This is a genomic window from Chitinophaga sp. SVR4-12A (genome assembly GCF_056754765.1).
In genome coordinates this window covers 2,348,926-2,370,612 of record NZ_JBPGWP010000001.1, presented here as the reverse complement: position 1 = coordinate 2,370,612, position 21,687 = coordinate 2,348,926, and the positions used below count along the sequence as shown (strand labels likewise).

Annotated in this window: 23 protein-coding genes and 1 other RNA gene; 16 read left to right on the top strand and 8 right to left on the bottom strand. The window is 46.1% G+C overall.

The genetic code is table 11. From position 1 onward, the window contains the following. Positions 1–24: 24 nt before the first annotated feature. Positions 25–279, bottom strand: coding sequence for a 50S ribosomal protein L27 (rpmA, locus tag ACR9Y8_RS09640; protein ID WP_481213044.1), 255 nt, complete (start codon positions 277–279; stop codon positions 25–27). Between the two features lie 29 nt (positions 280–308). Further along, positions 309–611, bottom strand: a complete 303-nt coding sequence (rplU, locus tag ACR9Y8_RS09635) for a 50S ribosomal protein L21 (protein WP_481213043.1) — start codon at positions 609–611, stop codon at positions 309–311. A 295-nt stretch (positions 612–906) separates the two neighbouring features. Between rplU and ACR9Y8_RS09630 the strand changes: the two genes are divergently transcribed. The 12 genes from ACR9Y8_RS09630 (at position 907) to ACR9Y8_RS09575 (ending at position 11,358) form a co-directional block, all read left to right on the top strand. Beyond that, positions 907–2,400: a GH3 auxin-responsive promoter family protein gene (locus ACR9Y8_RS09630; RefSeq protein WP_481213042.1), complete on the top strand. Its 1,494-nt coding sequence runs from the start codon at positions 907–909 to the stop codon at positions 2,398–2,400. 69 nt (positions 2,401–2,469) lie between these two features. Next, positions 2,470–3,636, top strand: a complete 1,167-nt coding sequence (locus ACR9Y8_RS09625; RefSeq protein WP_481213041.1) for a 1-deoxy-D-xylulose-5-phosphate reductoisomerase — start codon at positions 2,470–2,472, stop codon at positions 3,634–3,636. 77 nt (positions 3,637–3,713) lie between these two features. Next, positions 3,714–5,063 carry an RIP metalloprotease RseP gene (gene rseP / locus ACR9Y8_RS09620; protein WP_481213040.1) on the top strand — a complete coding sequence of 450 codons (1,350 nt, stop codon included), beginning with the start codon at positions 3,714–3,716 and terminating at the stop codon, positions 5,061–5,063. 96 nt (positions 5,064–5,159) lie between these two features. Further along, positions 5,160–5,534: a transfer-messenger RNA gene (gene ssrA / locus ACR9Y8_RS09615) on the top strand. 203 nt (positions 5,535–5,737) lie between these two features. After that, a complete protein-coding gene (locus ACR9Y8_RS09610) occupies positions 5,738–6,148 on the top strand; it encodes a DUF2000 family protein (protein ID WP_481213039.1) in 411 nt (136 codons plus the stop codon). Between the two features lie 251 nt (positions 6,149–6,399). Then, a complete protein-coding gene (locus ACR9Y8_RS09605) occupies positions 6,400–7,203 on the top strand; it encodes an SDR family NAD(P)-dependent oxidoreductase (RefSeq protein ID WP_481213038.1) in 804 nt (267 codons plus the stop codon). 78 nt (positions 7,204–7,281) lie between these two features. Further along, positions 7,282–7,539, top strand: coding sequence for an RNA polymerase sigma factor (locus tag ACR9Y8_RS09600; protein WP_481213037.1), 258 nt, complete (start codon positions 7,282–7,284; stop codon positions 7,537–7,539). Between the two features lie 158 nt (positions 7,540–7,697). Beyond that, entirely contained in the window at positions 7,698–8,150 is a 453-nt protein-coding gene (locus ACR9Y8_RS09595; protein ID WP_481213036.1) for a hypothetical protein, read from the top strand. A gap of 156 nt (positions 8,151–8,306) precedes the next feature. Beyond that, positions 8,307–8,480 carry a hypothetical protein gene (locus tag ACR9Y8_RS09590; RefSeq protein ID WP_481213035.1) on the top strand — a complete coding sequence of 58 codons (174 nt, stop codon included), beginning with the start codon at positions 8,307–8,309 and terminating at the stop codon, positions 8,478–8,480. 66 nt (positions 8,481–8,546) lie between these two features. After that, positions 8,547–8,720 carry a putative polyvalent protein kinase domain-containing protein gene (locus ACR9Y8_RS09585; RefSeq protein WP_481213034.1) on the top strand — a complete coding sequence of 58 codons (174 nt, stop codon included), beginning with the start codon at positions 8,547–8,549 and terminating at the stop codon, positions 8,718–8,720. 101 nt (positions 8,721–8,821) lie between these two features. Further along, positions 8,822–9,151 (top strand): nucleotide pyrophosphohydrolase, encoded by a 330-nt coding sequence (locus tag ACR9Y8_RS09580; protein ID WP_481213033.1) that lies wholly within the window; start codon positions 8,822–8,824, stop codon positions 9,149–9,151. Beyond that, positions 9,148–11,358: a DNA/RNA helicase domain-containing protein gene (locus ACR9Y8_RS09575; protein ID WP_481213032.1), complete on the top strand. Its 2,211-nt coding sequence runs from the start codon at positions 9,148–9,150 to the stop codon at positions 11,356–11,358. The genes ACR9Y8_RS09580 and ACR9Y8_RS09575 overlap by 4 nt, the downstream gene beginning before the upstream one ends. Positions 11,359–11,437: 79 nt before the next feature. On the opposite strand, the gene ACR9Y8_RS09570 is transcribed toward ACR9Y8_RS09575, so the two are convergent. The 6 genes from ACR9Y8_RS09570 to ACR9Y8_RS09545 all read right to left on the bottom strand — a co-directional run bounded on the left by ACR9Y8_RS09570 (position 11,438) and on the right by ACR9Y8_RS09545 (position 16,794). Continuing rightward, positions 11,438–12,544, bottom strand: coding sequence for an epoxide hydrolase family protein (locus ACR9Y8_RS09570; protein WP_481213031.1), 1,107 nt, complete (start codon positions 12,542–12,544; stop codon positions 11,438–11,440). 614 nt (positions 12,545–13,158) lie between these two features. Continuing rightward, a complete protein-coding gene (locus ACR9Y8_RS09565; RefSeq protein ID WP_481213030.1) occupies positions 13,159–14,070 on the bottom strand; it encodes a helix-turn-helix domain-containing protein in 912 nt (303 codons plus the stop codon). Positions 14,071–14,138: 68 nt separating this feature from the next. Next, a complete protein-coding gene (locus ACR9Y8_RS09560; RefSeq protein ID WP_481213029.1) occupies positions 14,139–14,951 on the bottom strand; it encodes an SDR family oxidoreductase in 813 nt (270 codons plus the stop codon). A 90-nt stretch (positions 14,952–15,041) separates the two neighbouring features. Next, positions 15,042–15,857 carry an alpha/beta hydrolase gene (locus ACR9Y8_RS09555; protein ID WP_481213028.1) on the bottom strand — a complete coding sequence of 272 codons (816 nt, stop codon included), beginning with the start codon at positions 15,855–15,857 and terminating at the stop codon, positions 15,042–15,044. 64 nt (positions 15,858–15,921) lie between these two features. After that, positions 15,922–16,224 (bottom strand): hypothetical protein, encoded by a 303-nt coding sequence (locus ACR9Y8_RS09550; protein ID WP_481213027.1) that lies wholly within the window; start codon positions 16,222–16,224, stop codon positions 15,922–15,924. Positions 16,225–16,320: 96 nt separating this feature from the next. Continuing rightward, positions 16,321–16,794, bottom strand: a complete 474-nt coding sequence (locus ACR9Y8_RS09545; RefSeq protein WP_481213026.1) for a hypothetical protein — start codon at positions 16,792–16,794, stop codon at positions 16,321–16,323. 190 nt (positions 16,795–16,984) lie between these two features. On the opposite strand from ACR9Y8_RS09545, the gene ACR9Y8_RS09540 reads away from it, so the two are divergent. From ACR9Y8_RS09540 to ACR9Y8_RS09525, 4 genes are all read left to right on the top strand, one after another. After that, on the top strand, positions 16,985–18,076 hold the full coding sequence (locus ACR9Y8_RS09540; protein ID WP_481213025.1) for a sensor histidine kinase: 1,092 nt from the start codon (positions 16,985–16,987) through the stop codon (positions 18,074–18,076). Beyond that, positions 18,048–18,782, top strand: a complete 735-nt coding sequence (locus ACR9Y8_RS09535; RefSeq protein ID WP_481213024.1) for a LytR/AlgR family response regulator transcription factor — start codon at positions 18,048–18,050, stop codon at positions 18,780–18,782. Before ACR9Y8_RS09540 ends, ACR9Y8_RS09535 begins: the two co-directional genes overlap by 29 nt. A gap of 120 nt (positions 18,783–18,902) precedes the next feature. Further along, complete coding sequence (locus tag ACR9Y8_RS09530; RefSeq protein ID WP_481213023.1) at positions 18,903–19,385, top strand: LytR/AlgR family response regulator transcription factor; 483 nt, start codon at positions 18,903–18,905, stop codon at positions 19,383–19,385. Between the two features lie 198 nt (positions 19,386–19,583). After that, positions 19,584–21,668 (top strand): hypothetical protein, encoded by a 2,085-nt coding sequence (locus ACR9Y8_RS09525; protein ID WP_481213022.1) that lies wholly within the window; start codon positions 19,584–19,586, stop codon positions 21,666–21,668. Positions 21,669–21,687 lie beyond the last annotated feature (19 nt).

The window sequence follows — 21,687 nt, the reverse complement described above, 5'->3', positions numbered from 1 at the left end:
TTTCACCTGCGCGGTGGTGTCAAATTAAATGCTCTTAACGGAAACGTAGGTTTTATTCTCACGTCCTTTACGGAATTCAACTACACCATCAGTCGTGGCAAAAATTGTAAAATCTTTACCAAGACCTACGTTCTGACCAGGATGGTATACGGTACCCCTCTGGCGGATAATTATGTTACCGGCGATAGCAGGTTGCCCACCGAAAATCTTTACTCCCAGCCTTTTGCTCTGGGAATCGCGGCCGTTCTTAACGCTACCTTCACCTTTTTTGTGTGCCATTCTATTCTAGAGTTTATACTTTTAAGAAATTAAGCAATATCATTGATCTTGATCTTTGTAAAGTGTGCACGATGACCAACTTTCTTTCTGAAGCCTTTTCTTCTCTTCATTTTGAAAGCGATCACTTTGTCACCCTGTACGTGGCCAAGGATCTCTGCTTTTACCACTGATTTTACATCAGTACCTATTGTCAGCGCGCCAGCGTTATCTGTTAACAGCACTTCAGAGAATTCAACTTTGTCTCCAATGTTACCCTCTAACTGCTGTACAAAGATTTCCTGGTCTTTTTGTACTTTAAATTGCTGACCTGCGATTTTTACAACTGCAAACATAGTTATCCAAAAATAATTTCCTGCAAAAGTACCACTTGTTTTCTAAATGACAAACTTTTCTGCTTTTTTTTAGTAATGCTAAATTAAAAGCAAATTGCAACATATAAGCTAATGACCCTAATTGAGAAAGAGCTTATTCTTTTCAAAGATACGTTTTTTTATTTAATAGTCCACAAATCCCGTTCCACAACCCCCTGCTCCGGGACTGTTAATAAAAACAGTTATCTTGCCCCTGCAATTTTTATACTTTTGTCATTTCGATTATTGGACTACTTTCATTTTTAAACTATAGGGCATGAAGTTTAAGTCACTACTTGCCAAACCATTTGCTTCCATTGTGAACGGCAGGATCAGGAAGGAAATGCAAAGGGCGGTAGAAGACCAGGAAGGGATCCTGGAGGATTTGATAAAAACAGGCAGAAAAACGGATTTTGGCAAAGACCACAATTTTGACGCCGTCCAAACATACAATGATTTTAAAGCGGCTGTCCCCATCCGGGATTATGAACAGTTCAAGCCATATATTAATAAAATAAAGGAAGGCAGACACAATGTGCTGTGGAAAGGCCAGCCCATCTACCTCGCCAAAACTTCCGGCACCACCAGTGGTATTAAATATATACCCATCACCAAAGATTCCATTTCCAATCATATTGATACCGCCCGTAACGCCTTACTGGTGTATATGGCGGAAACAGGCAATACTGCCTTTGCCGACGGCAAGATGATCTTCCTCTCCGGCTCCCCTGAACTGGAGCGGATAGGCGGCATCCCCACCGGCCGGCTGAGCGGCATTGTGAATCACCACGTACCGGGCTACCTGCGCACCAACCAGCTGCCCACCTACGAAACCAACTGTATCGATGACTGGGAAACCAAGCTTGACAAGATCGTAGAAGAGACCATTAACCAGAACATGACGCTGATCAGCGGTATTCCGCCATGGGTACAGATGTACTTCGACCGGCTTACAGAACGTAGCGGCAAGACCGTGGGAGAGCTGTTCAAAAACCTCGACCTGCTGGTATATGGCGGCGTGAACTTTGAGCCCTACCGCGCCAAGCTGATGGAATCCATCGGCAGGCCTATACGCACGATAGAAACCTTCCCGGCATCAGAAGGCTTCATCGCCTTCCAGGATACACAGGGACAGGAAGGCCTTCTGCTGAATACCAATTCCGGCATCTTCTTCGAATTCGTGCCCGCACAGGAGATCTTTTCAGAAAATCCCACCCGCCTCTCGCTCAAAGAAGTGAAACTGGGGGTGAACTATGCCCTGATCATTAACAGCAATGCAGGTTTGTGGGGTTATAATATTGGTGATACCATTAAATTTGTATCGCTCAACCCTTACCGTATAGTGGTGACAGGCCGCATAAAGCATTTTATATCAGCCTTTGGCGAGCACGTGATAGGGGAAGAGGTAGAGTACAGCCTGATGAAAGTGGCCGCGGAAGAACAGGTACGGATCACGGAGTTTACGGTGGCGCCCATGGTACAGACCAACGGAGAGCTGCCTTACCACGAATGGTTTGTAGAGTTTGAGACCATGCCGTCTGATTTATCTACCTTTGCAGCCAAAGTAGACCATCATCTCAGGCAAAAGAATATTTATTATAATGACCTGCTGACAGGCAATATATTACAACCCCTGAAGATCAGGCCTATACGCCGGCAGGGCTTTATAGACTTTATGAAGTCCATCGGTAAATTAGGCGGCCAGAATAAAGTACCCCGTTTAAGCAACGACAGAACGCTGGCAGAACAGCTGATGCAATATCTTCAGTGACAAAAGATTGCAAAACATTTAACAGTAGCCATGCAATCTTAAATCAGTGATAATTGATATTATTGTACAATGACTAAGAAGAACATAGCCATATTTGGCTCCACCGGTTCCATTGGTATACAGGCATTGGAGGTGATAGCAGCCCACCCCGATAAGTTCAGGGTAGAGGTGCTCACCGCCCGCCAAAATGCAGACCTGCTCATTGAACAGGCGCTGAAATTCAGGCCCAATGCCGTAGTGATAGCCGACGAAAGCCAGTATGAGAACCTAAAGAACGTATTATTCGACAAAGGGATCAAGGTATTTGCAGGAAACCGCGCCATGGTAGAAGTGGCCGCCTGGGATAATATAGATATGATGCTGGCCGCCATCATGGGCTTTGCTGGCTTAGCTCCCACCTTATCGGCCATCGAGCACGGTACTCCTGTGGCCCTGGCCAACAAGGAAACCCTGGTAGTGGCCGGTGACATTGTAATGGCCGCCGCCAGGAAAAGGAATGTACCCGTGATCCCCGTGGATTCCGAACATTCCGCCATTTTCCAATGCCTGCAGGGCGAACGTTCCAACCAGGTGGAGAAGGTGATCCTTACTGCTTCCGGCGGGCCTTTCCTGGGCAAGAAGCCCAATTTCCTGATCAATGTAAAGAAAGACCACGCCCTGCAGCATCCTAACTGGAGCATGGGCGCCAAAATAACCATCGACTCTGCCACCCTCATGAACAAAGGGCTGGAAATGATTGAGGCACGCTGGCTGTTTGACCTGGAGCCCGACCAGATCGAGGTAGTGATCCATCCGCAATCCATCATACATTCACTGGTACAGTTCAATGACGGCTCTATCAAGGCACAGATGGGCCTGCCGGATATGAAACTGCCCATACAGTATGCGCTGGGGTATCCGGATCGCCTATCCAACGATTTTCCGAGGTTCTCATTCAAAAATTACCCTTCCCTCACTTTTGAGCAGCCTGATGTTAAAACTTTCCGTAACCTTGCGGTAGCCATAGAAGCACTCAGAAAGGGCGGTAATGCGGCCTGTGTGCTGAATGCAGCTAATGAAGAGGTGGTACACGCCTTTTTGAAAAACCGCATCGGGTTCCTGCAAATGACGGAAGTAATAGAGGAAACCCTGGTAAAGGTGCCCTTCATCGAAGTGCCCACTTTACATGATTATTATGAAAGCGATACTGCAGCCCGTGAGCACGCGGCTACACTGATCAATGCCATTGTGATCTGAAATCATTCATAATAATCGTAATAATTGTAATATTTTAACAGGCGGATGCTTTTATCTATTTAGATCTTTTAAGTTACATGACAACACAAGAAATATTAGTGAAGGCCGGACAGTTGATCCTATCGCTGTCTATCCTTGTAGTGTTACACGAATTAGGGCACTTTATCCCGGCCAAGCTATTCAAAACCAAGGTGGAGAAATTCTATCTCTTCTTTGACCCCTGGTTTTCCTTATTCAAATTCAAGAAAGGCGAAACCGAATACGGTGTTGGCTGGTTGCCCCTGGGCGGCTATGTGAAGATCTCCGGAATGATCGATGAGAGTATGGACCGCGACCAGATGGCGAAAGAGCCGCAACCCTGGGAATTCCGCTCCAAACCCGCCTGGCAGCGCCTCATCATTATGATAGGTGGCGTTACCGTTAACCTGATATTAGGTTTCCTTATATATGCAATGATGTTATGGTACTGGGGCGAAACCTACCTGCCTACCACCGCAGTAAAGTACGGTGTAGCAGTAGATTCCCTGGCAGAAAGCATCGGTATGCGCGATGGCGACAAGATCGTTTCTATAGATGGTGTAAAAGTGGAGAACTTCAGCGCCATCCCTGCAGAGATCATCCTGCGCGAAGCAAAGAGCATCCAGGTAGATCGTAACGGGCAGCAGATGAGCATCGCCATTCCACAGGGCTTTATCCGCCAGATGATCAAGCAGAAATTACCCTTTGCCATTCCCCGTGTGCCCTATATCGTATCTGATTTTGAGAAAGAGTCGGCCGGCGAAAAGGCCGGCTTGAAAAAAGGAGATAAGATCATCTCCCTCAACGGAGAGCCTACAGCTTATTTCAGCGATTTCCGGAAGAAGATGAAAGGGCGCGCCAACCAGCAGATCCAGGTGGGTGCTGTACGCGGAAAGGATACCCTGAACTTCAATGTTAAAGTACCCCAGGACGGCCTGATGGGAGTTTACTTCGACCGGGACATGACCAAGTTCTTCTCCCTTAACACGAAGAAATACACCTTCTTTGAAGCCATTCCGGCTGGTTTCAACAAGTGTATCAATACTTTGGTAAAATATGTGCAGCAGCTGCGGCTCATCTTTGTATCCAAGGAAGTAAAGGCCAGCGAGTCGCTGGGCGGCTTCCTGAGCATTGGCAACCTCTTCCCCGGTGAGTGGGACTGGATGTCGTTCTGGGAAATGACGGCCCTGCTGTCTATCATCCTGGCCTTCATGAACATCCTTCCGATCCCCGCACTGGACGGCGGCCACGTATTGTTCCTGCTGTACGAGATCGTTACGGGCCGTAAGCCCAGCGAGAAGTTCCTGGAATATGCACAGATCGTAGGTATGGTGATCTTGTTTGGCCTGCTGCTGTATGCCAACGGCCTGGACCTGTGGAGGAACATCTTTAGTAAGTGGTTTTCTTAACAGCTTTTAGCTCTTAGCTTTTAGCATTTAGCTAGCGGCTAAGAGCTAATGGCTAATAGCTGAAAAGTTCGTATATTTGCATTCTTAAATGTAACCGGGGCTGCCTGGTTTTGACAGCATAGGTCTTTGAAAGTGTAAGCATGTCGTGCGTTGTATAATTAGCACGTAAATCTGAATATACAAACTATAATTGGCGAATCTAACTACGCCATGGCTGCCTAATCAGCGATTAGACACCCATTATAGCCGCCGCTAGTCTGCGCCTGCTAAGACTGCCGCCGCTGAATCATCAAACCTAGGAGGATAGATGCTCATGGTTTCTGTGAGTGAGCATTGAAGCTTAAACGGATAAGGACGAGGTTGGTTTGTTGCGCCCCTGCCAAGTCCCGACAGATCAATGCGTAAATAAGCATGTAGAAAGCTTTTGGGGAATATGTTTGGACGCGGGTTCGATTCCCGCCAGCTCCACTTGAACGGGATTTTATATCCCGTTTTTTTTTGCCTGTAACTTCCGGTTAGCTTCTTTCTCTTGAATTAACTCTTTACACTAAAATGGCTCAATCCCCAGGCGATTTGGATACATAAATAGTCTGTCGTAAATTGCGTAAGTAATTACGTAATTACTTGAAGCACTACTTGGTATTCTATAGCATTGAATCTTTAATTACTAACCAATGACCCGGGAGAAAATAGCCATAGTCATTTTAAACGAGCTGCCTGTATGGCAAAAATTGAACGTCGCATCCTTCTTAAGCAGCGCTGTAGCGATCGCCTTTCCCGCTGCGCACGGTGCTCCGCTGACAGATGCGCAAGACAATGCGTATCTGCCTTTCTTAAAGTATCCCGTACTGGTTTATAAGGCGGAAACGCAGGATCAGGTTAAAAGGGCTTTTAACCGGGCCAGGGACCGCGACCTGCATATCGGTATATATGTGCGTGAACTTTTCGCAACAAAAAATGAAGAGGAGAACCTGGCGGTGATCCGTCAATACAACACCGAGGACCTTAATCTTGTCGGCATTATTGTATATGGCGACAGCAAGAAGGTAGATAAAGCCTTAGACGGCTTACAGCTGCATGAGTGAGCTTAGTAATACTCGTCCGCTACAAATGCGTATCCTTACCGGCTTTAAAAACTACCGATATATTCTTTAACACGTCATCGAATACCGCAGATTGGACCGCTGGCTGTTGAATCCATAGTGGTTTTGTTTAGTGATAAATATACGGTGATCTTTCTCCATTTATCATGCTATCTTCTGAGCCAGGTTTATTTTTTTCGAAAAATCCCGATCGTTTTCGCGGGCTTATTCGTCAAAAGATAAACCTAAACAACATGCAAAACCTAAAAGACAAAGTGGCCGTCGTATTTGCCGCCTCCGGAGATATCGCTGGCGCCGTTGCCCGCTCATTTTCACAACACGGTGCAAAAGTGTATGTCACTGCCCGGAATCTCAACGCCGTAAACGCCTTAGCACAGGAGATCAACGCCAGTGGCGGCCGCGCAGCAGCCGCTAAAGTGGACGCCTTAAATGAAACAGAGATCGACAATTTCTTAAAAAAGGTGGTATCAGATAACGGCAAACTGGATGTTGTCTTCAATGGCATCGGCCTCGGCTACGACGAGATGGGTGGACGTCCACCCACAACGGAAGCCACATTCGAACAATTCATGGCCCCGATGGAAAAGATCTGCGGATCACAATTCCTTACTTCCAGAGTAGCAGCAAAGTATATGATGCAAACCCAGTCTGAAGGGACTATCATATTGCTTACCGCCGCATTATCAAGGTCCAAGCTGCCTAACCTGGCAGGTATCACAGCCGCCAGTGCAGCTATTGAAGGCTTAACCCGGGTAATGGCCACTGAATGGGGAGGCGCGGGCATAAAGGTGAGCTGTATTTGTGCAGGCGCCATCATGGAGACAAAGCGGATCTCCGGATGGATCGATGGCGCCGCACAACAATATGGAGTACCTGCAGAGCAGTTAATCGCACAGTACAAGGCTTTCGACATATTAAAGACAAGTCCGACACTGAAACAAGTAGGCGAAACGGCCGCCTTCCTTGCTGCTGAAACAGGGGTAGTTTTCAATAGTCATATCGTTGATGTGGATTGCGGTAAGCTGAATATTTTATAGCACATTATACAGTACATTAGTGGTTGCAGCCCTTTAGCAGAAGGGCTGCAACCTTATTTTCATTTATTAATGGATCGAATGGAAAGAGAACACATCCTTCAATCAGCCATAGCAGGCGACATCAATGCCTTTCAAACACTGTTTGCCGAATTCCAGGACCAGCTAAAATCTTACCTGTACCGTTTACTTACCGACCGGGACGATGTAGACGACCTGACCCATGATACTTTTATCAAGGCATTCACTAATATATCTACCTTCAACCAGCATTCTTCTCTAAAGACCTGGGTATTCAAAATAGCCACCAACCTGGTTACGATCATCTGCGGAAACTAAAGAGATGGCAGCCGGATGCACAGGACCGGGGGGCCGACCTGGCGATAAGTTCCGAAGAGATCCGGCGGGCTTTCTGGGCAGCGCATGATACTTCACCTGCGGGAGCTTATGAGATGAGAGAGCATATCGATTACTGTTTCACCTGTATCTCAAAAACTTTGCTCATTGAAAACCAGGTAGCGCTGATCTTAAAGGATATTTACGATTTTTCAATCAAGGAAATTTGTCTTATCCTGGATAAGACAGAAGGTGTAGTAAAGCACCTGTTAAATGATGCCAGGAACATTATGACGGATATTTTTGAGCACAGGTGCGCCCTGATCAACAAGAATGGCGTTTGCCATCAATGCAGCCATATCAATGAAATTTTCAACCCGAAACAGGATCAGCAGGCGGAGCTGATGAAGCTGGAATTGGTAAAGGCATCAAAGAAATATAACAGGGAACAGCTTTTTGAACTACGAACATTATTGGTAAAAGCGATTGACCCGCTGCATGCTTTGGGTACGGATCTGCATGAAGCGATTATGAATTGTGTTAAAACGGCGATTGGTGAGAAACGTGATTATTTTGAGCAGCGGCCGGGTAAAGAATTACCAGATGAGGCTTAACGTATGAAGCGAGTTCTTTACTTTACAGCCCCGTCATCTATATGTTTAATATAAGATGCTGAAATCCAATTATTTTATGTTGACGGATAAAGGCGGCCGAATACCTTACCTTTTCGTTCTTCGGCTTTTTTATTATTATTGTATAAATGATTAGTGATGAGGCCCAAAGAAAATTACAGGATATCGTTAGAGGTGCTCTCCTTGAAGGGCAGGGAGATCATTGCACAGCAGTCAGAAACCTCCTATGCCAAAGCTTTGGCACAGATCCAACTGCTAAAAGCAAATTCGAAAGTAGGACAATCCTCAAAGAAAAGCAGGCAGAATTTCTAAAATCTTCTCGCAGCAGATCAACGCCATGTTATTAAATTTAAGGACGGAATTTATTATGCAACATAGGTGGAATATTTCAATAGTCTTGTTATTCACAATTTGTTATTCCCTAATACAGCTTACTCATTATTAGGCTTTACCGAAAACAACGATCGATGTGCTGTTTTTTTTATTGATACGGTGTTTTATAAATGGAGAGGAAATAAGGTATCAGTGTTTGTAAAATTTGACTATCAATAGACTAACTGCGATCTCAATTTTGATAGCCATAGCTAAATTCTGAGAAAGGGTGAGTTTTTATCGTCAATAGTTTCTTAAATTACGTGATCTAAAGGCGTTTTATGGGCGATTTGCAAACATTAATAGGTAAGATCAGGCAATTCAATCAGGAGCGTGACTGGAGCCAGTTTCACAATGCCAAAGATTTGGCTTTAGCAATTAGCATTGAGGCGGCAGAATTGAATGAATTATTTCTATGGAAAAAGGCTGAAGAAGCAGATCCGGAAAAAGTAAAGGAGGAACTGGCAGACATCTTTACTTATGCATTGCAATTAGCGGATAAATATGGATTTGACATCTTTGAAATTGTAAGTAATAAAATAGAAAAGAATGCGTTAAAATACCCGGTTGAAAAAGCAAAAGGCAGTGCCAGGAAATATAATGAACTATGAAAACCCCGCAGAAGTATACCATTGAAAGGCATGATTTTAATTTGGAAGCAATAAAGCAACTTGATGATAAAAATTTTCCTGAGGAATTCTGGCCAGTTGTTTACTTGCTGAAAGAGAGAAATAAAAGAAATGCCTCCGCATATGTTGGCGAAACAATTGACATAAAGACCAGGTTGACAACCCACATAAATCATCCTGAAAAAGGTAAGTTACATGAAGCCTACCTGATCTCCAGCAAGCAATTCAACAAATCAGCTACACTTGACATTGAAGCTAACTGCATAAAGTATCTGTCTGGAGATGGGATGTATAAATTGCTGAATGGGAATCTCGGTTTGGTTAATCATAATTACTATCAAAAGGAAGAGTTGTATTATGAAATTTTCCAGTCTGTCTGGGAAGAGCTTCGGTCATTAGGAGTGACAAAACGTTCGTTGGAGCAAATCGACAACTCCGATCTTTTTAAGTATTCGCCTTATAAATCATTAGACCCTGAGCAAACCAAAAGTCTGATATTGATTCTCGAGTCATTATTGGATGACCGATATGAAAGTTTTGTTATTGAAGGTGGTGCAGGATCGGGGAAAACGGTGCTAGCCGTTTTTTTATTTAAGCTGTTGCATACGGCGGAAGAAGATTTTAATTTCAGCGCTTTTGGCCCCGAGGATCAGCGGATAATAGAGCTTGTACAGCGGTTAAAGCAAAAAGTGCCTAATCCCAAAATGGCGTTGGTCATTCCTATGGACTCCTTTCGGGCAACTGTACAAAGAATATTCAGACATGTGGAAGGATTGCGGGCAGATATGGTAGTGGGACCAACAGATCTTAGAAAAAATCATTATGATATTGTCGTGGTTGATGAGGCACATCGGTTGCGGAGAAGAATAAATTTGGGTAGTTATTACGGCGTTTTTGATGAAGTGTCTGAAGAGCTGGGATTTAATAAGGAAAAAGATGATGAGCTTGACTGGGTCTTAAAACGGTCTGATAAGAACATATTCTTTTATGATGAATATCAATCAGTCAAACCTTCAGATGTACTTCAGGAAAAATTCGATATTCTAAAAAATAATGCCAGTACGAAAACGAATTACCTTAATTCGCAGTTTCGCGTAAAAGCCGGATTGAAGTATGTAGAATTTATCGATGAGCTGCTAAAGGGTGAGCGTATTCCCAACCAGGAGAAATTTAAATTTAAGAAATATGATTTTCTGCTTTTTCAGGACTTGGAGCAGATGATTGATCATATTAAAGAGAAAGATAGCCAAGAAGAGCTGGCAAGAGTAGTGGCTGGTTACGCCTGGCCATGGCCTTCACAAAAGAACAAGAAGGCTTTTGATATTAATATAGGCTCATTAAAGCTTCGATGGAACAGTGTAAAAAGGAACTGGATCAATTCGACCAATGCCATTAATGAGGTGGGCTGTATTCATACTGTACAAGGATACGACTTAAACTACACGGGCGTCATTTTCGGTAACGAGATTGGCTATGATAAGGCAAAAAGAGAGATTATAATTAGGAAGGATAATTACTACGATAGAAATGGCAAGCATGGTGTTAAGGATCCTAAACAATTAAAGGGATTCATTATTAATATTTATAAGACATTGATGCTGCGCGGTATTAAAGGCACCTATATTTATGTCTGCGATGATGCACTTCGGGAATACTTTGCTCGTCATATTCCCTTGTATAATGCGCCTGCCGCTAGTGACACCAGGACAGATGAACAGGTTGTACCGTTTATTAATAGTGTCCCACTCTATGATTTGAAAGCGGCGGCCGGAAGTTTTAGCGAACGCCAGCGGGTGAGTGACGACGTTGTTTGGTTCCATATAGAGCATCAGAATGGTTTAAGAATAACAAAAGACCATTTTGCCTGCAAAGTAGTGGGTGAGTCAATGAATAAATTGATCCCTAACGGGGCTGTCTGTTTATTCCGTAAGTACTCAGGGGGAACCAGAAATGGGGAAATTGTATTAGCGTCTCATTCCAGCATCCAGGACGCCGACTTTGGTTCAAATTATACGGTTAAAAGATACCTCAGTGAAAAGGAATATAACGCGGATGGCACATGGGAACACAAGCGTATTATTCTTGAACCTTTTTCCACCGATCCCTCGTATGAAAATATTGTGCTTGACGGTGACGAGCTATCCCGGTTAAAGGTTTTCGGAGTGTTTGAAGCTGTGTTAGCCGGCTAGGCCGTAGACCTTGTCCTAATCAATACAAAGTGAAAAAGGAAGACCTATTCAGCCTTCCTTTTTATTATCCACGTAATTACTATTTTGTTACCTCTCCCTTAAAAAATCCACTCACCTCCTTCACCCACACCTCCGGGCTTTCCAGCGCCGCAAAATGCCCGCCTTTCTCCATCGCCGTGAACCGCTTTAAATTCACCTTCCGCTCCGCCCATTCTTTCGGTGTTGGGGCATCTCCTCCGAATACCGCCACGCCTGTAGGTACATTTACCTTTTGATGCGATGCCAGCTGTTGATGTGCCCCAACCGCATATGTCCGCATGGATGAATTGATCGTCTGGCTTACCCAATAGATCATTATATTCGTAAGCAGCTCATCCTTTGTAAAATGATCCTCAATAGTGCCATCGGGTGTACGCCAGGTATTGAATTTTTCAATGATCCAGGAAGCAAGGCCTGTGGGAGAATCATTCAAACCAAAAGCCTGCGATTGCGGTTTGGTAGCGTGTAGCATGGCATACGCGCCTTCTGTATACCACCATTGCTGGATAACCTGTCCGAATTCCTGTTCAGCTTTCGTCATCGTGCTCCAATCTTCCGAGCCGTTGGGGTATCCCACATCTGTGAGATGAATGGCTGCTACGTTTTCAGGATATAGATTCGCGAGTGATCTGGTAATCCCGCTGCCTACATCTCCACCGGCTGCCAGGAATGTTTCGTACCCAAGTACATCTTTCATCAGCGCAGCGAAGATCTTCGCAGAACCATCGTCTGTCTGCGCTACACGACTGGAAAAACCAAAGCCTGGAATAGATGGTACTATCACATCATAGTCATCTGTCAATAAAGGAATAACTTTGTAAAAGCGGTAGAAGCTATCAGGCCATCCATGCAAAAGCAGCAAAGGCCTGGCATCCGGGTTTTTACTTTTGATGTGCAGAAAGTGAATGCTAAGGCCGTCTATTTCCACGGTGAACTGTGGGAATGCGTTAAGCGCGGCTTCCTGTTTGCGCCAGTCGTAACCATTTTGCCAGTAGGCCACCAGGCTTTGAAGAAATACAGGATCCGTGCCGTATTTCCAGCCAATGTTCTCTGGTGCATCAGGCCAGCGGGTCTGACGAAGGCGGTTGTTAAGATCGTCCAATACAGTCTGTTGTACATCGATTTTAAAGGGCATTACAGTGAACATATTGTGGGATTTTTTGGGTTGCACATTAATGATAAAGCCATAACAGTGATAGTTAGTAAGCGGATGATTTGACTCATCGTTTTTTGTGTTTGATGAAACAAAGATCCAGACAGCATGTGACAGCTGTATGTCAGTAACTAAACGGCTTGCTAAAATAAAAGTTACATGATCCCTACCCCCAGCCGGCATCCCAATTGGCCAGCCAGAAAAGCCAACCTGGATGACTTTTAAAGTCTACTTCCCTTTATTAAGGCAATAAACCAATAATTATTAGTCAACTAAGTAATTATAATTAATTAAATATTTGATTAATACTGGTATTTATCTGCCAGTATAAAGCTATATTTTACTAGGATAACTGCTATTTATAAAGAGGGCTTATATATGGCTTACAACTCGCTTACAACTCCCAGATATAGGGCAGATATCCACGGGCAAACCTAAGACAGCAAAGGCTTTTGGCCGGATTGACTGCCAGAGGACATAGGGAAACAATAAATGTTTGCTGGAATTTTTGCTGTAACGGACTGATTTTCAGGATGTTTAAAGCCTGTAGTTGGCACGGGGTTAACTTGTTTAGGCCCCGGAATAGAACTGTAAACCCTGAAATTTGATCAATTCCGGTGCCTGAACTCACTGGCCGTCTTGCCCGTCTTGGCTTTGAACAGCTTGGCAAAATGGGAGGGATGCTCAAAACCCAGCTCGTATGCTATTTCACTGATCGACTTTTCCGTGCTCCACAACATCGATTTAGCCCTTTCCACCAGTTCGAGGTGGATGTGCTCCTGGGTGGTCTTGCCAGTGAACTTCTGTAAAAGATCAGACAAATAGCCTGCCGACAAATTAAGCCGGGAAGCAAAATAGGAGACTGGCGGTAGGCCGGCTTCTATTAAGGCAGGCTGGCTGAAATATTCCTTTACCAAACGCTCAAACCGTTGAACAACGTCTGCATTTACCTTTGCCCGGGTATAAAACTGCCGGTCATAAAAGCGGTTACAATAGTTCAACAGCAGCTCAATATTACTAACAATCACACTTTGGGTGTGCTTGTCTATATGCTGGCTATATTCCCTTATGATCTTGCCAATACAGTCTTTTAAGAGCTGCTTTTCCTCTTCAGATACGTGCAATGCTTCGTTAACCTCGTACTGGAAGAAGGAATACTCATGCATTTTCATCCCAAGGTTGGTGCCATGCAGCAGGTCCGGATGAATGAACAATGCCCATCCCTCATCTACCGTTACATCAGGACCGGTACCGATTACCTGCCAGGGGGCTGTGAACAGCAGGGAACCTTCCTTAAAATCATACTGGCTTTTTCCGTAATACAGTAACCCTTCATACCGCTTGCATGAAATAGTGTAAAAGCCAAACCTGTAAAGGGCTTTCTCCATCGGCCGCATCCTGTAAAAATCGCAGTGATCCACTACACTGATCAAAGGATGCCGTGGCGGTGGATATTGCACCAGCTTATGCAAGTCACTGATAGACTCCAGGTCAATATAGGATGGAGCGCCTCTTTTCATCTTACGGCAAAATTAAAGAAATTGAAAACGCTGCCCTGCAGATTTGTATTCGTGCAGGGCAGGAAATATCAGATCCCGAGCTGGGCAGACATCGCTGCTTTGAAGGAAGCATCATCCATCTGTTGTCTTGTCTTCAGCAGTTCAACGGCGTCATGGCCAACGGGGTAGCGCAATGTTGCGGTGCCGTCTGTGGCCGCCTGGTAAATGGCTTCCGCTACTTCACCAATGTTTTCAGACATCGGCCAGGTTTCCAGCATACCGGCGAAATGGTTAAAAGGCGCCTGGTAACTGTCGATGTCACCAAAACCATAGATGTTCATGGAACGGCCGGCGAAATCAGTTTTGTAACCGCCCGGCTCTACCAGTTTTAAACGGATCCCCAGCGGGTTCAACTCATACTGCAGCGATTCTGTCAGTCCCTCTACTGCAAACTTGGTGGAATGGTAAAGTGTGGAGAACGGAAAAGTAAGCCTGCCGCCTACAGAAGAAACGTTGATAATAGTACCTGTTTTGCGCGCACGCATTCCCGGCAATACAGCTTTTGTTACGTCAATAACACCAAACACATTGACCTCGAACTGCTGGCGGATCACTTCATCCGGGGCTGCTTCCAGCGCGCCCAATGTACCATAGCCTGCATTGTTCACCAGCACATCGATCTGGCCAAATTGGCTGATGCCTGCTGCAACAGCGGCCTGAATGCTGGCCTTGTCTGTTACATCCAGGCGGGTAAGCAGCACATTTTTTAATTGTGAAAATAAAGTGGTTGTTTCAGGAGAACGAACGGTAGCCACCACATTCCAGCCTTTCTCATGGAATAGCTCCACGGCAGATTTTCCAAAACCTGAAGAAGCGCCTGTTATTAATACTGTCTGTTTCATTTTACTTGTGTGAATTGTTCCACACAAAGGTCTGATGAAACAACAGCCCCGGTTTATACATTCCTGGACAAGGCTTATACAAATCCCGGCTTATTTCAGTTTCCAGAAATCGGCGTTGAGCTGCTTGAGCATTAACTGGAATCCTGGTCCGGGCATATCGCCATGGGAGAAGCCTTCAAACTCGTAGAGATACGTTTTTTTATGCCCAACCAGCTTCAGCATGCGTGCCAGGTAAGCATTTTCTTCATAACGGCCCAGCAGCTCCTGTTCACGGTCGGCTGTATAGATGTACATGGGCGGCGCATCTGCACGGATATGGGAAATAGGGGCGTACTTATCGACAGTTACCTGTGTATCCGGAATGCCTTTTTCTTTTCGTACAGTAAAGTGAGTGATGGCTTGTCCGCTGAAGGGAAACAGCGCAGCAATGCGGTTGGCGTCAATGTTATATTTAGCCAGCCATTCTTTATCAAGACCTACCAATTCCGACAGATAAGCACCTGCGGAGTGGCCCGATAACACGATCTTCGCAGGATCACCTCCGTATTCTTTTGCATGATCAAATGCCCAGGCTACTGCAGCGGCAGCATCCTCAATATAAGCCGGGCAGGAGACCTTCGGGCTCAAACGGTAGTTGGCTGCGATCACGATCACATGCTGTTGTTTAAGCGCATTGGGTATTTCTTTACTGCCACCTGTTATACCGCCGCCATGGAACCATACGATCACCGGCACATTGGCGTGTTTGGCGGGATAGTAAATGTCCAGCCTGCAGCGCTCCTTCATATAGGCGTCCAATTCACCCGTGCGGTACTGTATATCCTTTTGTTCCAGGTAAGAGGTAGTGTCCTGCGCCATCACCGGCAGGGTAAAACAAAAGAGTAACAGGTAGCAGATATATTTCATAAAATGCGTGGATTTTTTGTAACGGATAAAAATAGTGTTTCCTGCGGATTTCCGCCAGCAGGATTTACGAGATCAGGTTAAAGGACACCAATACAATTGTCACACTTACACATATCAGCGCGATCAGGAAAACATAGTCGGCTATTCTTTCCAGCCTTTCACTGATTTTTTCCCCTTCCGCCCGCATGGAGAGGAAAGAGAGAAAACAGCTGGCCATTAATAACAGCGAAGCAATGCCCGTGCTGTCATCAATGAGGGTGCCATTATTAAAATGCATTACTTTAATAGAAGTAAGCACGATCAAACAAAACCCCAGCAGGTTGGTAGAAGTATTAAGTATATGCGGCGATTTGCTTCCATTGGCCATATGTCCTGAATTGAAGCAAAAAGGTACGTAAAACCCCGGTTTTCGGAGGTTTGGCAGGAAAGTTATAAGCAGATTTTAATGTGTGTCAAATGTTTGTTAATGCGGCACTGTCTTTGGTACCAACACGAGGTTCAGTCCTGGTGTAAGCCCCAGGTTGATCTTCACGCTCCTGAACCTGAAGCTGCCCAGCGCTATTTTTCCCTGCAGGGTGTCTGCCGTCATCAGCAATTTTACGATCGGCGCTAAAAACCGGTTGTCCTTATGAAAATCCAGGATCTCCTGTTTCTTCTCCGGCGTGGTATCTTTCAGCTTTTCGAAGTGAAAAACAAAAGAAGGGGGAATACCAATACTGAAATCAATTTCAGCGGTCCTGAAGCCTATTTCCTCGATAATGGGCGTCAGCGCTATCAGATCGCTGGTGTACTTCGCATAGGTATCGGCGGTACTTGCTGTAATGTCGGAAAATTTATCCGTCAGTTTTTCCAGGCTTAGCATGTTTTCCAGGGTTTCTTTCATGCTGTCTTTAACCCCGGCTACTTTCTGGGTCATTTTGTTCAATACGTCTTTCATAGGAATGATGGTTAGATCAAATTAACTTACCTTATTTAACATCTAAAAAAGGAAATAGTTCACACACTTCATCCGTCATTTCAACCATCATTTCCGTCATTTCACCCACAATACCGCTGCCCGGGTTTGCAGGCTTCGTAATTTTAGCACTCCGATTTTACCGTATATTGGGCTTGTTATTCAAATTACCATGAGCAATCCTCCGGGAAATAAAAAAGGCCTGGTGCCAGGTGTATCCTGGCAGGAGATCGTCGCCTTCCTATCGCTTTTTGTGGTTATGAGCCTGTTGTATGGCTTCCCGGACCTGATCCGCGGAAAAGTTTCCTGGCATTACGCGAGGGAAACGGCAGTAGACTGCGTGTTCATGTTCGTTTCCTGTATACCGCCCTGGTGGCTGCATTTCAGGAAGCTCGCGCATTGGCCCCTGCAGAAACGCTTCTGGTTCCATCTGCCAACATCATTGATCTACTATTTCAGCTGGATAGGACTGTATGTTATCTACAACCCGCTGACAGGCAAGCCGCCTATCACCGGCGCTAACCTGGTGGTGAACCTGGGGCCTAACCTGCTATTCTATGTACAGATCTTCAGCTTCCTTCACATCTACCACTTTTTCAGGGAGCGGGAGCTGCAACTGAAGAAAGAAAAAGAGCTGTCCTCGCTGGCCTACAACAGCGAGATCAATGCGCTGAAAGCCCAGATCCAGCCGCATTTTCTCTTCAATACCCTGAACTCCATCAGCGCCAGCGTGCCACCGGAGCAGGAAACCACCCGGGAACTGATCGCCAAGCTGGCAGATACTTTCCGTTATGCCCTGTATGTTACCCAGCATGAATGGGTACCGTTGCATGAGGAAGCGGCCTTTATCCATACCATCCTGGAGCTGGAGAACAGGCGCTTTGGCAAACGCCTGCAGTTCGAGATCGGTTGCCTGAAGGAGACCGGCAATATCATTGTGCCTTCCATGCTGCTGCAGCCGCTGGTGGAAAACGCCATCCGGCATGGCATTGCGCCCAGCCTGAACGGCGGCAGGATCACGGTAGGCTTTGAACGTGCAGACAGCAAACTAAAGGTAACCGTGAGCGATACGGGCAAAGGCTATCCCGGCGAAATGCAGGAGATGCTGTCTGCCAAAGGCGTCGGACTCCGTAATGCACGTCAGCGCCTGGAATTGTTGTTCAACGAAACGCTTTATATTGAGAGAAATCATCCCACGGGGATGGTATTTTACTTTTATATTCCTATACAACATCATGTCGGTAACAACGGTCTTAATAATTGATGATGAAGAAGCTTCCCGCAGCCTGATCCGCCAATACCTCCAGGCCCACCCGGAAATGGATATCCTCGGTGAATGTGAGAACGGTATTGAGGCCGTAGGGGCGATCAATGAGCGGCAACCAGACCTGGTCTTCCTGGATGTGCAGATGCCCGGCCTCAACGGCTTCGAGGTACTGCAGGAGATCGCACATATACCCATGATCATTTTTACCACGGCATTTGACCGCTTTGCGATCAAAGCTTTTGAAATGAATGCGGTGGATTACCTGCTGAAACCCTATACCCGTCAACGTTTTGACTTGTCTGTAGAACGCATCAGGCAGCGTACAGACCAGCATGCCCTGTATGGACTGGCCGCCAGTATACCCCTGCAGCAGGGCAATTATCCCCCCAGGATCTTCGTTGAAACCCCGGGAAGGCTCAGGAGCCTGGATGTGCAGGACATCCTGTACCTGAAGGCGGAAAAGGACTATACACGCATTCATATCGCCGGACAAAGCTACCTGGGCTCCCAGGGCATCAGCATACTGGAAAAAAGGCTGGATCCCCAGCGTTTTCTGCGTGTGCACCGCTCGTATATCGTGAACATCTACCACGTTAAAGAAGTATACCGCGATATCTCTAAAACTTTTCTTGTGATGCATGATGAGACAGAGATCGTAGTAGGAAGGAGTTACCTCGAAAGCCTGAAAAAACTCATCTACTAAGATCTTCGTCGCCCCCCGATGCATTTCGTCCGCCTTTATTGCACTTCGTCGGAAAGTCGCTGCCGCTGCCGATAGCAGTCCTACATTTGCTGCATCGTTTTATATAACAAACAAGCGGCAATGAAAATACTTTTCGACGAAAGTGAGACGGCAGCAGCGAACCGGATCAGGGAGCTGGTGGCAGGCATCAATCCAGCCGTGGAAGTGGTGAAAGTGCCCAGCCTGTTCAGCCGGCTTTTACGCGTAACGTTCCGTGACCGTAGCCCGGTACAGCGTTACCTGGTACGCAAGGGCACCCGGTTGTTTCCCATTGCGGTGGAAGATATCGCCTATTTCTATGTAAAGGGCCGTTTTTCCTGCATCAAAACCGTTTGCGATACAGAACATATTCTTGAAAAGAGCCTGGACGATATTGAGCTGGAAGTGGACGGCAATGTCTTTTTCAGGATCAACCGGCAGTTTATTGTGAGCTACACCAGCATCAGGCAGGTACATGCCTGGTTCAACGGCAAACTAAAAGTATGGCTTAGCCCCGATATAGGAGAAGACGTTATTGTAAGCCGTTTAAAAGCGGCCGAATTCCGGAAGTGGTTGGGAGAATGACGTGTTAACCCGTAGTTTGATTACTTTGTTTGTGCCCCAAAAAAGTTTCACCTGTATTTAGAACAGGAACTAACCCCAAATGGCAGAGGCGTCTCCCCAAAAGAGGCGCCTTTTTTGCGTCGCTTTAGCCGAAAAAACGTAACTTACTGATAGTTAACATTATCCTGGATATCCTAGAGAACCCAAATGTTGTCATGTATGTTTGAACAATCCCAGTCACAGGCTCCCTCAAGCCGTGCTGTCCCCGCAGATCCCCGTCATGGAGGTATCGCTTATCCCGCTGTTACATCGTTACCCATCGGTGAGGCCGAAGTTCCCTTAGCCGCGGAGCACCCGCTTCCAAACAGAGATCAGCCGCCAGGAAGGATTGTACAGGCCCGGTTTAAACCCGGTCAGGTGATCCAGCGGATCGCGTTTAAGAATAATATGGGCGTCCCAGTAGATCTTTCCGATGCGGAAATAGTAGAGAAAATGAACAAATGGATGATCGACAAGATGAAAAACGATAATATCACGACGGCCCCACTCAATACAGATGTCACTACTAATCGTATGAACTGGACCGAAGTCCATACCAGGGGAGGGATTTCCCGCGCTGCCACGAACATATCTGACCTGTATAATGTGCTAAAGGAAGCCAAAATGAGCCCGGGTTTTACTTTTTCATTAGACCATAACCTTCCCGGTAAAGAAAGCCAGTTTGCCTCCAGTACATTGAAGACAAAAGACAAAACCACACGGAATGCGATCGATGGAATGATGTTCCCATCCAACAACCTGGCTGTCGCCGTAAAAGGCGAAGGGGTAGCTTACAAAGAGCTTGCTGAGTCATTCACCAAGCTGGCAAGGGGCAGAGGAGACGCCCGGTTGGCTGAAGACCATTTAAAGTTGTTACAGGGCCAGCCAATAGCAGGATATTCTGATGATGAAAAGGCTAAGATGCACTATCACCTTGATGTGCTTCATCTGGCAGAAGGAAGAAGAGGCGCCGGAATGTTTATGTTCGGATCCATGACCCTGCAGAATATTGCTGATGGTAAGATAACCGCTAATGCTGCTTTCGGGAAAAAGAGAGGTGGAAATCTTGATGGAGATTTTCCGGCAGCCTGGGAGAAGAGCAAAAAGCCTATAGAAACCATAGAGGAGCATTTTGACAATGGAGGAAGTATTACTGATCCCGCCATGGGTGAAACGCTCGTAAAAAAGGTCCTGGATAAGATGAAACTGCAGGTAAGGGAGTTCTTTAAGACGGCAGATCATACGGATTTTTCTGCGGTGGACCTGAGGACTATCCCCGGGGCGGATTTTGTTGACAAAAACGGAGCCCTGGAGGCGGCTATGAACCTGTTACGCAAAACTTACTTCTCAAGTATACCAGCCCTCTACGCCAATCCCGCCCATGAACCGGCTGAAGCGCAAGCCAACAGGGCGGTACTATCCACGAGGCTGGAGCAAAGGAATGCCCAACACACGCTTCACGGACTGACCAATACTATGACGCAGCCAGGCTCAATACCCAGGCTTGAAACATTATTACCGGAGACAATGCAGGATGCGCTTGCGCTTACCGATCCGGATGCCTCCACCAGGGAACATAACGAGCGCCTCTTTAGTATAACAACGAACTGGAAAGGCACGCCTGTGGAGAAGCTAAAAACTGACGCATCTGCAAACAAACTATGGAATAAAATGAAGGAGCCGGTGGAGGAGCGAAATAAGATAAAAGCCGCCGGCGATCCGAAAATGAAGCGAAGCCTTAAGCGTAAAAGGAAAACAAAAGCCGCGGTCAACACGGCAATAGACAATGCGGAGGATTTTAGCAGCGATCACTCCGGGGATGAGTTTACGGCCGCTACGACCAGGGTGGCAAAAGAGAAAAAGGAAAGGAAACGGGCTAAGGCGATGCCTTATATAGCGGGCGTTCAATGTGCCACAGACGGAAAGGACATCTCTACCGTTACCGGTTATACGGGTGATGATCAGCTGGCAGCAGAAGAAGGGTTCACGCATAAAAAGCAGGAACTTGACCAAAATGGTTACCTGGCCGGACTGCAGGATGACAGGTCTGCAGGTCTGGATACACATGCCCATGCCCAGGCTGGGTTCAATAGGGGGCTTGCAGTAAGGACCCTTGTAGAGGGAATGGCGAAAACAGACAAGGCCTCCGGAACCAGGAAATATAAGCTGAATTTCAGGGATCTCCTCGAGCAGTCTGCTAAAGAAAGTGTGGATGTATTTGGCGCTTTAGCTGAACTGTATCATCAAACATATGATCAGCCATAACAGGATTTTAGCTACTTTT

What these genes read in the sequence shown, in the direction of transcription:
- ACR9Y8_RS09555 (WP_481213028.1), bottom strand. Translation starts at nt 15,857, where the DNA reads ATGAAATATATCTGCTACCTGTTACTCTTTTGTTTTACCCTGCCGGTG.
- ACR9Y8_RS09570 (WP_481213031.1), bottom strand. Translation starts at nt 12,544, where the DNA reads ATGTTCACTGTAATGCCCTTTAAAATCGATGTACAACAGACTGTATTG.
- ACR9Y8_RS09565 (WP_481213030.1), bottom strand. Translation starts at nt 14,070, where the DNA reads ATGAAAAGAGGCGCTCCATCCTATATTGACCTGGAGTCTATCAGTGAC.
- ACR9Y8_RS09625 (WP_481213041.1), top strand. Translation starts at nt 2,470, where the DNA reads ATGACTAAGAAGAACATAGCCATATTTGGCTCCACCGGTTCCATTGGT.
- ACR9Y8_RS09540 (WP_481213025.1), top strand. Translation starts at nt 16,985, where the DNA reads ATGAGCAATCCTCCGGGAAATAAAAAAGGCCTGGTGCCAGGTGTATCC.
- ACR9Y8_RS09605 (WP_481213038.1), top strand. Translation starts at nt 6,400, where the DNA reads ATGCAAAACCTAAAAGACAAAGTGGCCGTCGTATTTGCCGCCTCCGGA.
- ACR9Y8_RS09550 (WP_481213027.1), bottom strand. Translation starts at nt 16,224, where the DNA reads ATGGCCAATGGAAGCAAATCGCCGCATATACTTAATACTTCTACCAAC.
- ACR9Y8_RS09530 (WP_481213023.1), top strand. Translation starts at nt 18,903, where the DNA reads ATGAAAATACTTTTCGACGAAAGTGAGACGGCAGCAGCGAACCGGATC.
- ACR9Y8_RS09545 (WP_481213026.1), bottom strand. Translation starts at nt 16,794, where the DNA reads ATGAAAGACGTATTGAACAAAATGACCCAGAAAGTAGCCGGGGTTAAA.
- ACR9Y8_RS09575 (WP_481213032.1), top strand. Translation starts at nt 9,148, where the DNA reads ATGAAAACCCCGCAGAAGTATACCATTGAAAGGCATGATTTTAATTTG.
- ACR9Y8_RS09560 (WP_481213029.1), bottom strand. Translation starts at nt 14,951, where the DNA reads ATGAAACAGACAGTATTAATAACAGGCGCTTCTTCAGGTTTTGGAAAA.
- ACR9Y8_RS09630 (WP_481213042.1), top strand. Translation starts at nt 907, where the DNA reads ATGAAGTTTAAGTCACTACTTGCCAAACCATTTGCTTCCATTGTGAAC.
- ACR9Y8_RS09535 (WP_481213024.1), top strand. Translation starts at nt 18,048, where the DNA reads ATGTCGGTAACAACGGTCTTAATAATTGATGATGAAGAAGCTTCCCGC.
- rplU (WP_481213043.1), bottom strand. Translation starts at nt 611, where the DNA reads ATGTTTGCAGTTGTAAAAATCGCAGGTCAGCAATTTAAAGTACAAAAA.
- ACR9Y8_RS09580 (WP_481213033.1), top strand. Translation starts at nt 8,822, where the DNA reads ATGGGCGATTTGCAAACATTAATAGGTAAGATCAGGCAATTCAATCAG.
- ACR9Y8_RS09610 (WP_481213039.1), top strand. Translation starts at nt 5,738, where the DNA reads ATGACCCGGGAGAAAATAGCCATAGTCATTTTAAACGAGCTGCCTGTA.
- ACR9Y8_RS09600 (WP_481213037.1), top strand. Translation starts at nt 7,282, where the DNA reads ATGGAAAGAGAACACATCCTTCAATCAGCCATAGCAGGCGACATCAAT.
- rpmA (WP_481213044.1), bottom strand. Translation starts at nt 279, where the DNA reads ATGGCACACAAAAAAGGTGAAGGTAGCGTTAAGAACGGCCGCGATTCC.
- ACR9Y8_RS09525 (WP_481213022.1), top strand. Translation starts at nt 19,584, where the DNA reads ATGTTTGAACAATCCCAGTCACAGGCTCCCTCAAGCCGTGCTGTCCCC.
- ACR9Y8_RS09590 (WP_481213035.1), top strand. Translation starts at nt 8,307, where the DNA reads ATGAGGCCCAAAGAAAATTACAGGATATCGTTAGAGGTGCTCTCCTTG.
- rseP (WP_481213040.1), top strand. Translation starts at nt 3,714, where the DNA reads ATGACAACACAAGAAATATTAGTGAAGGCCGGACAGTTGATCCTATCG.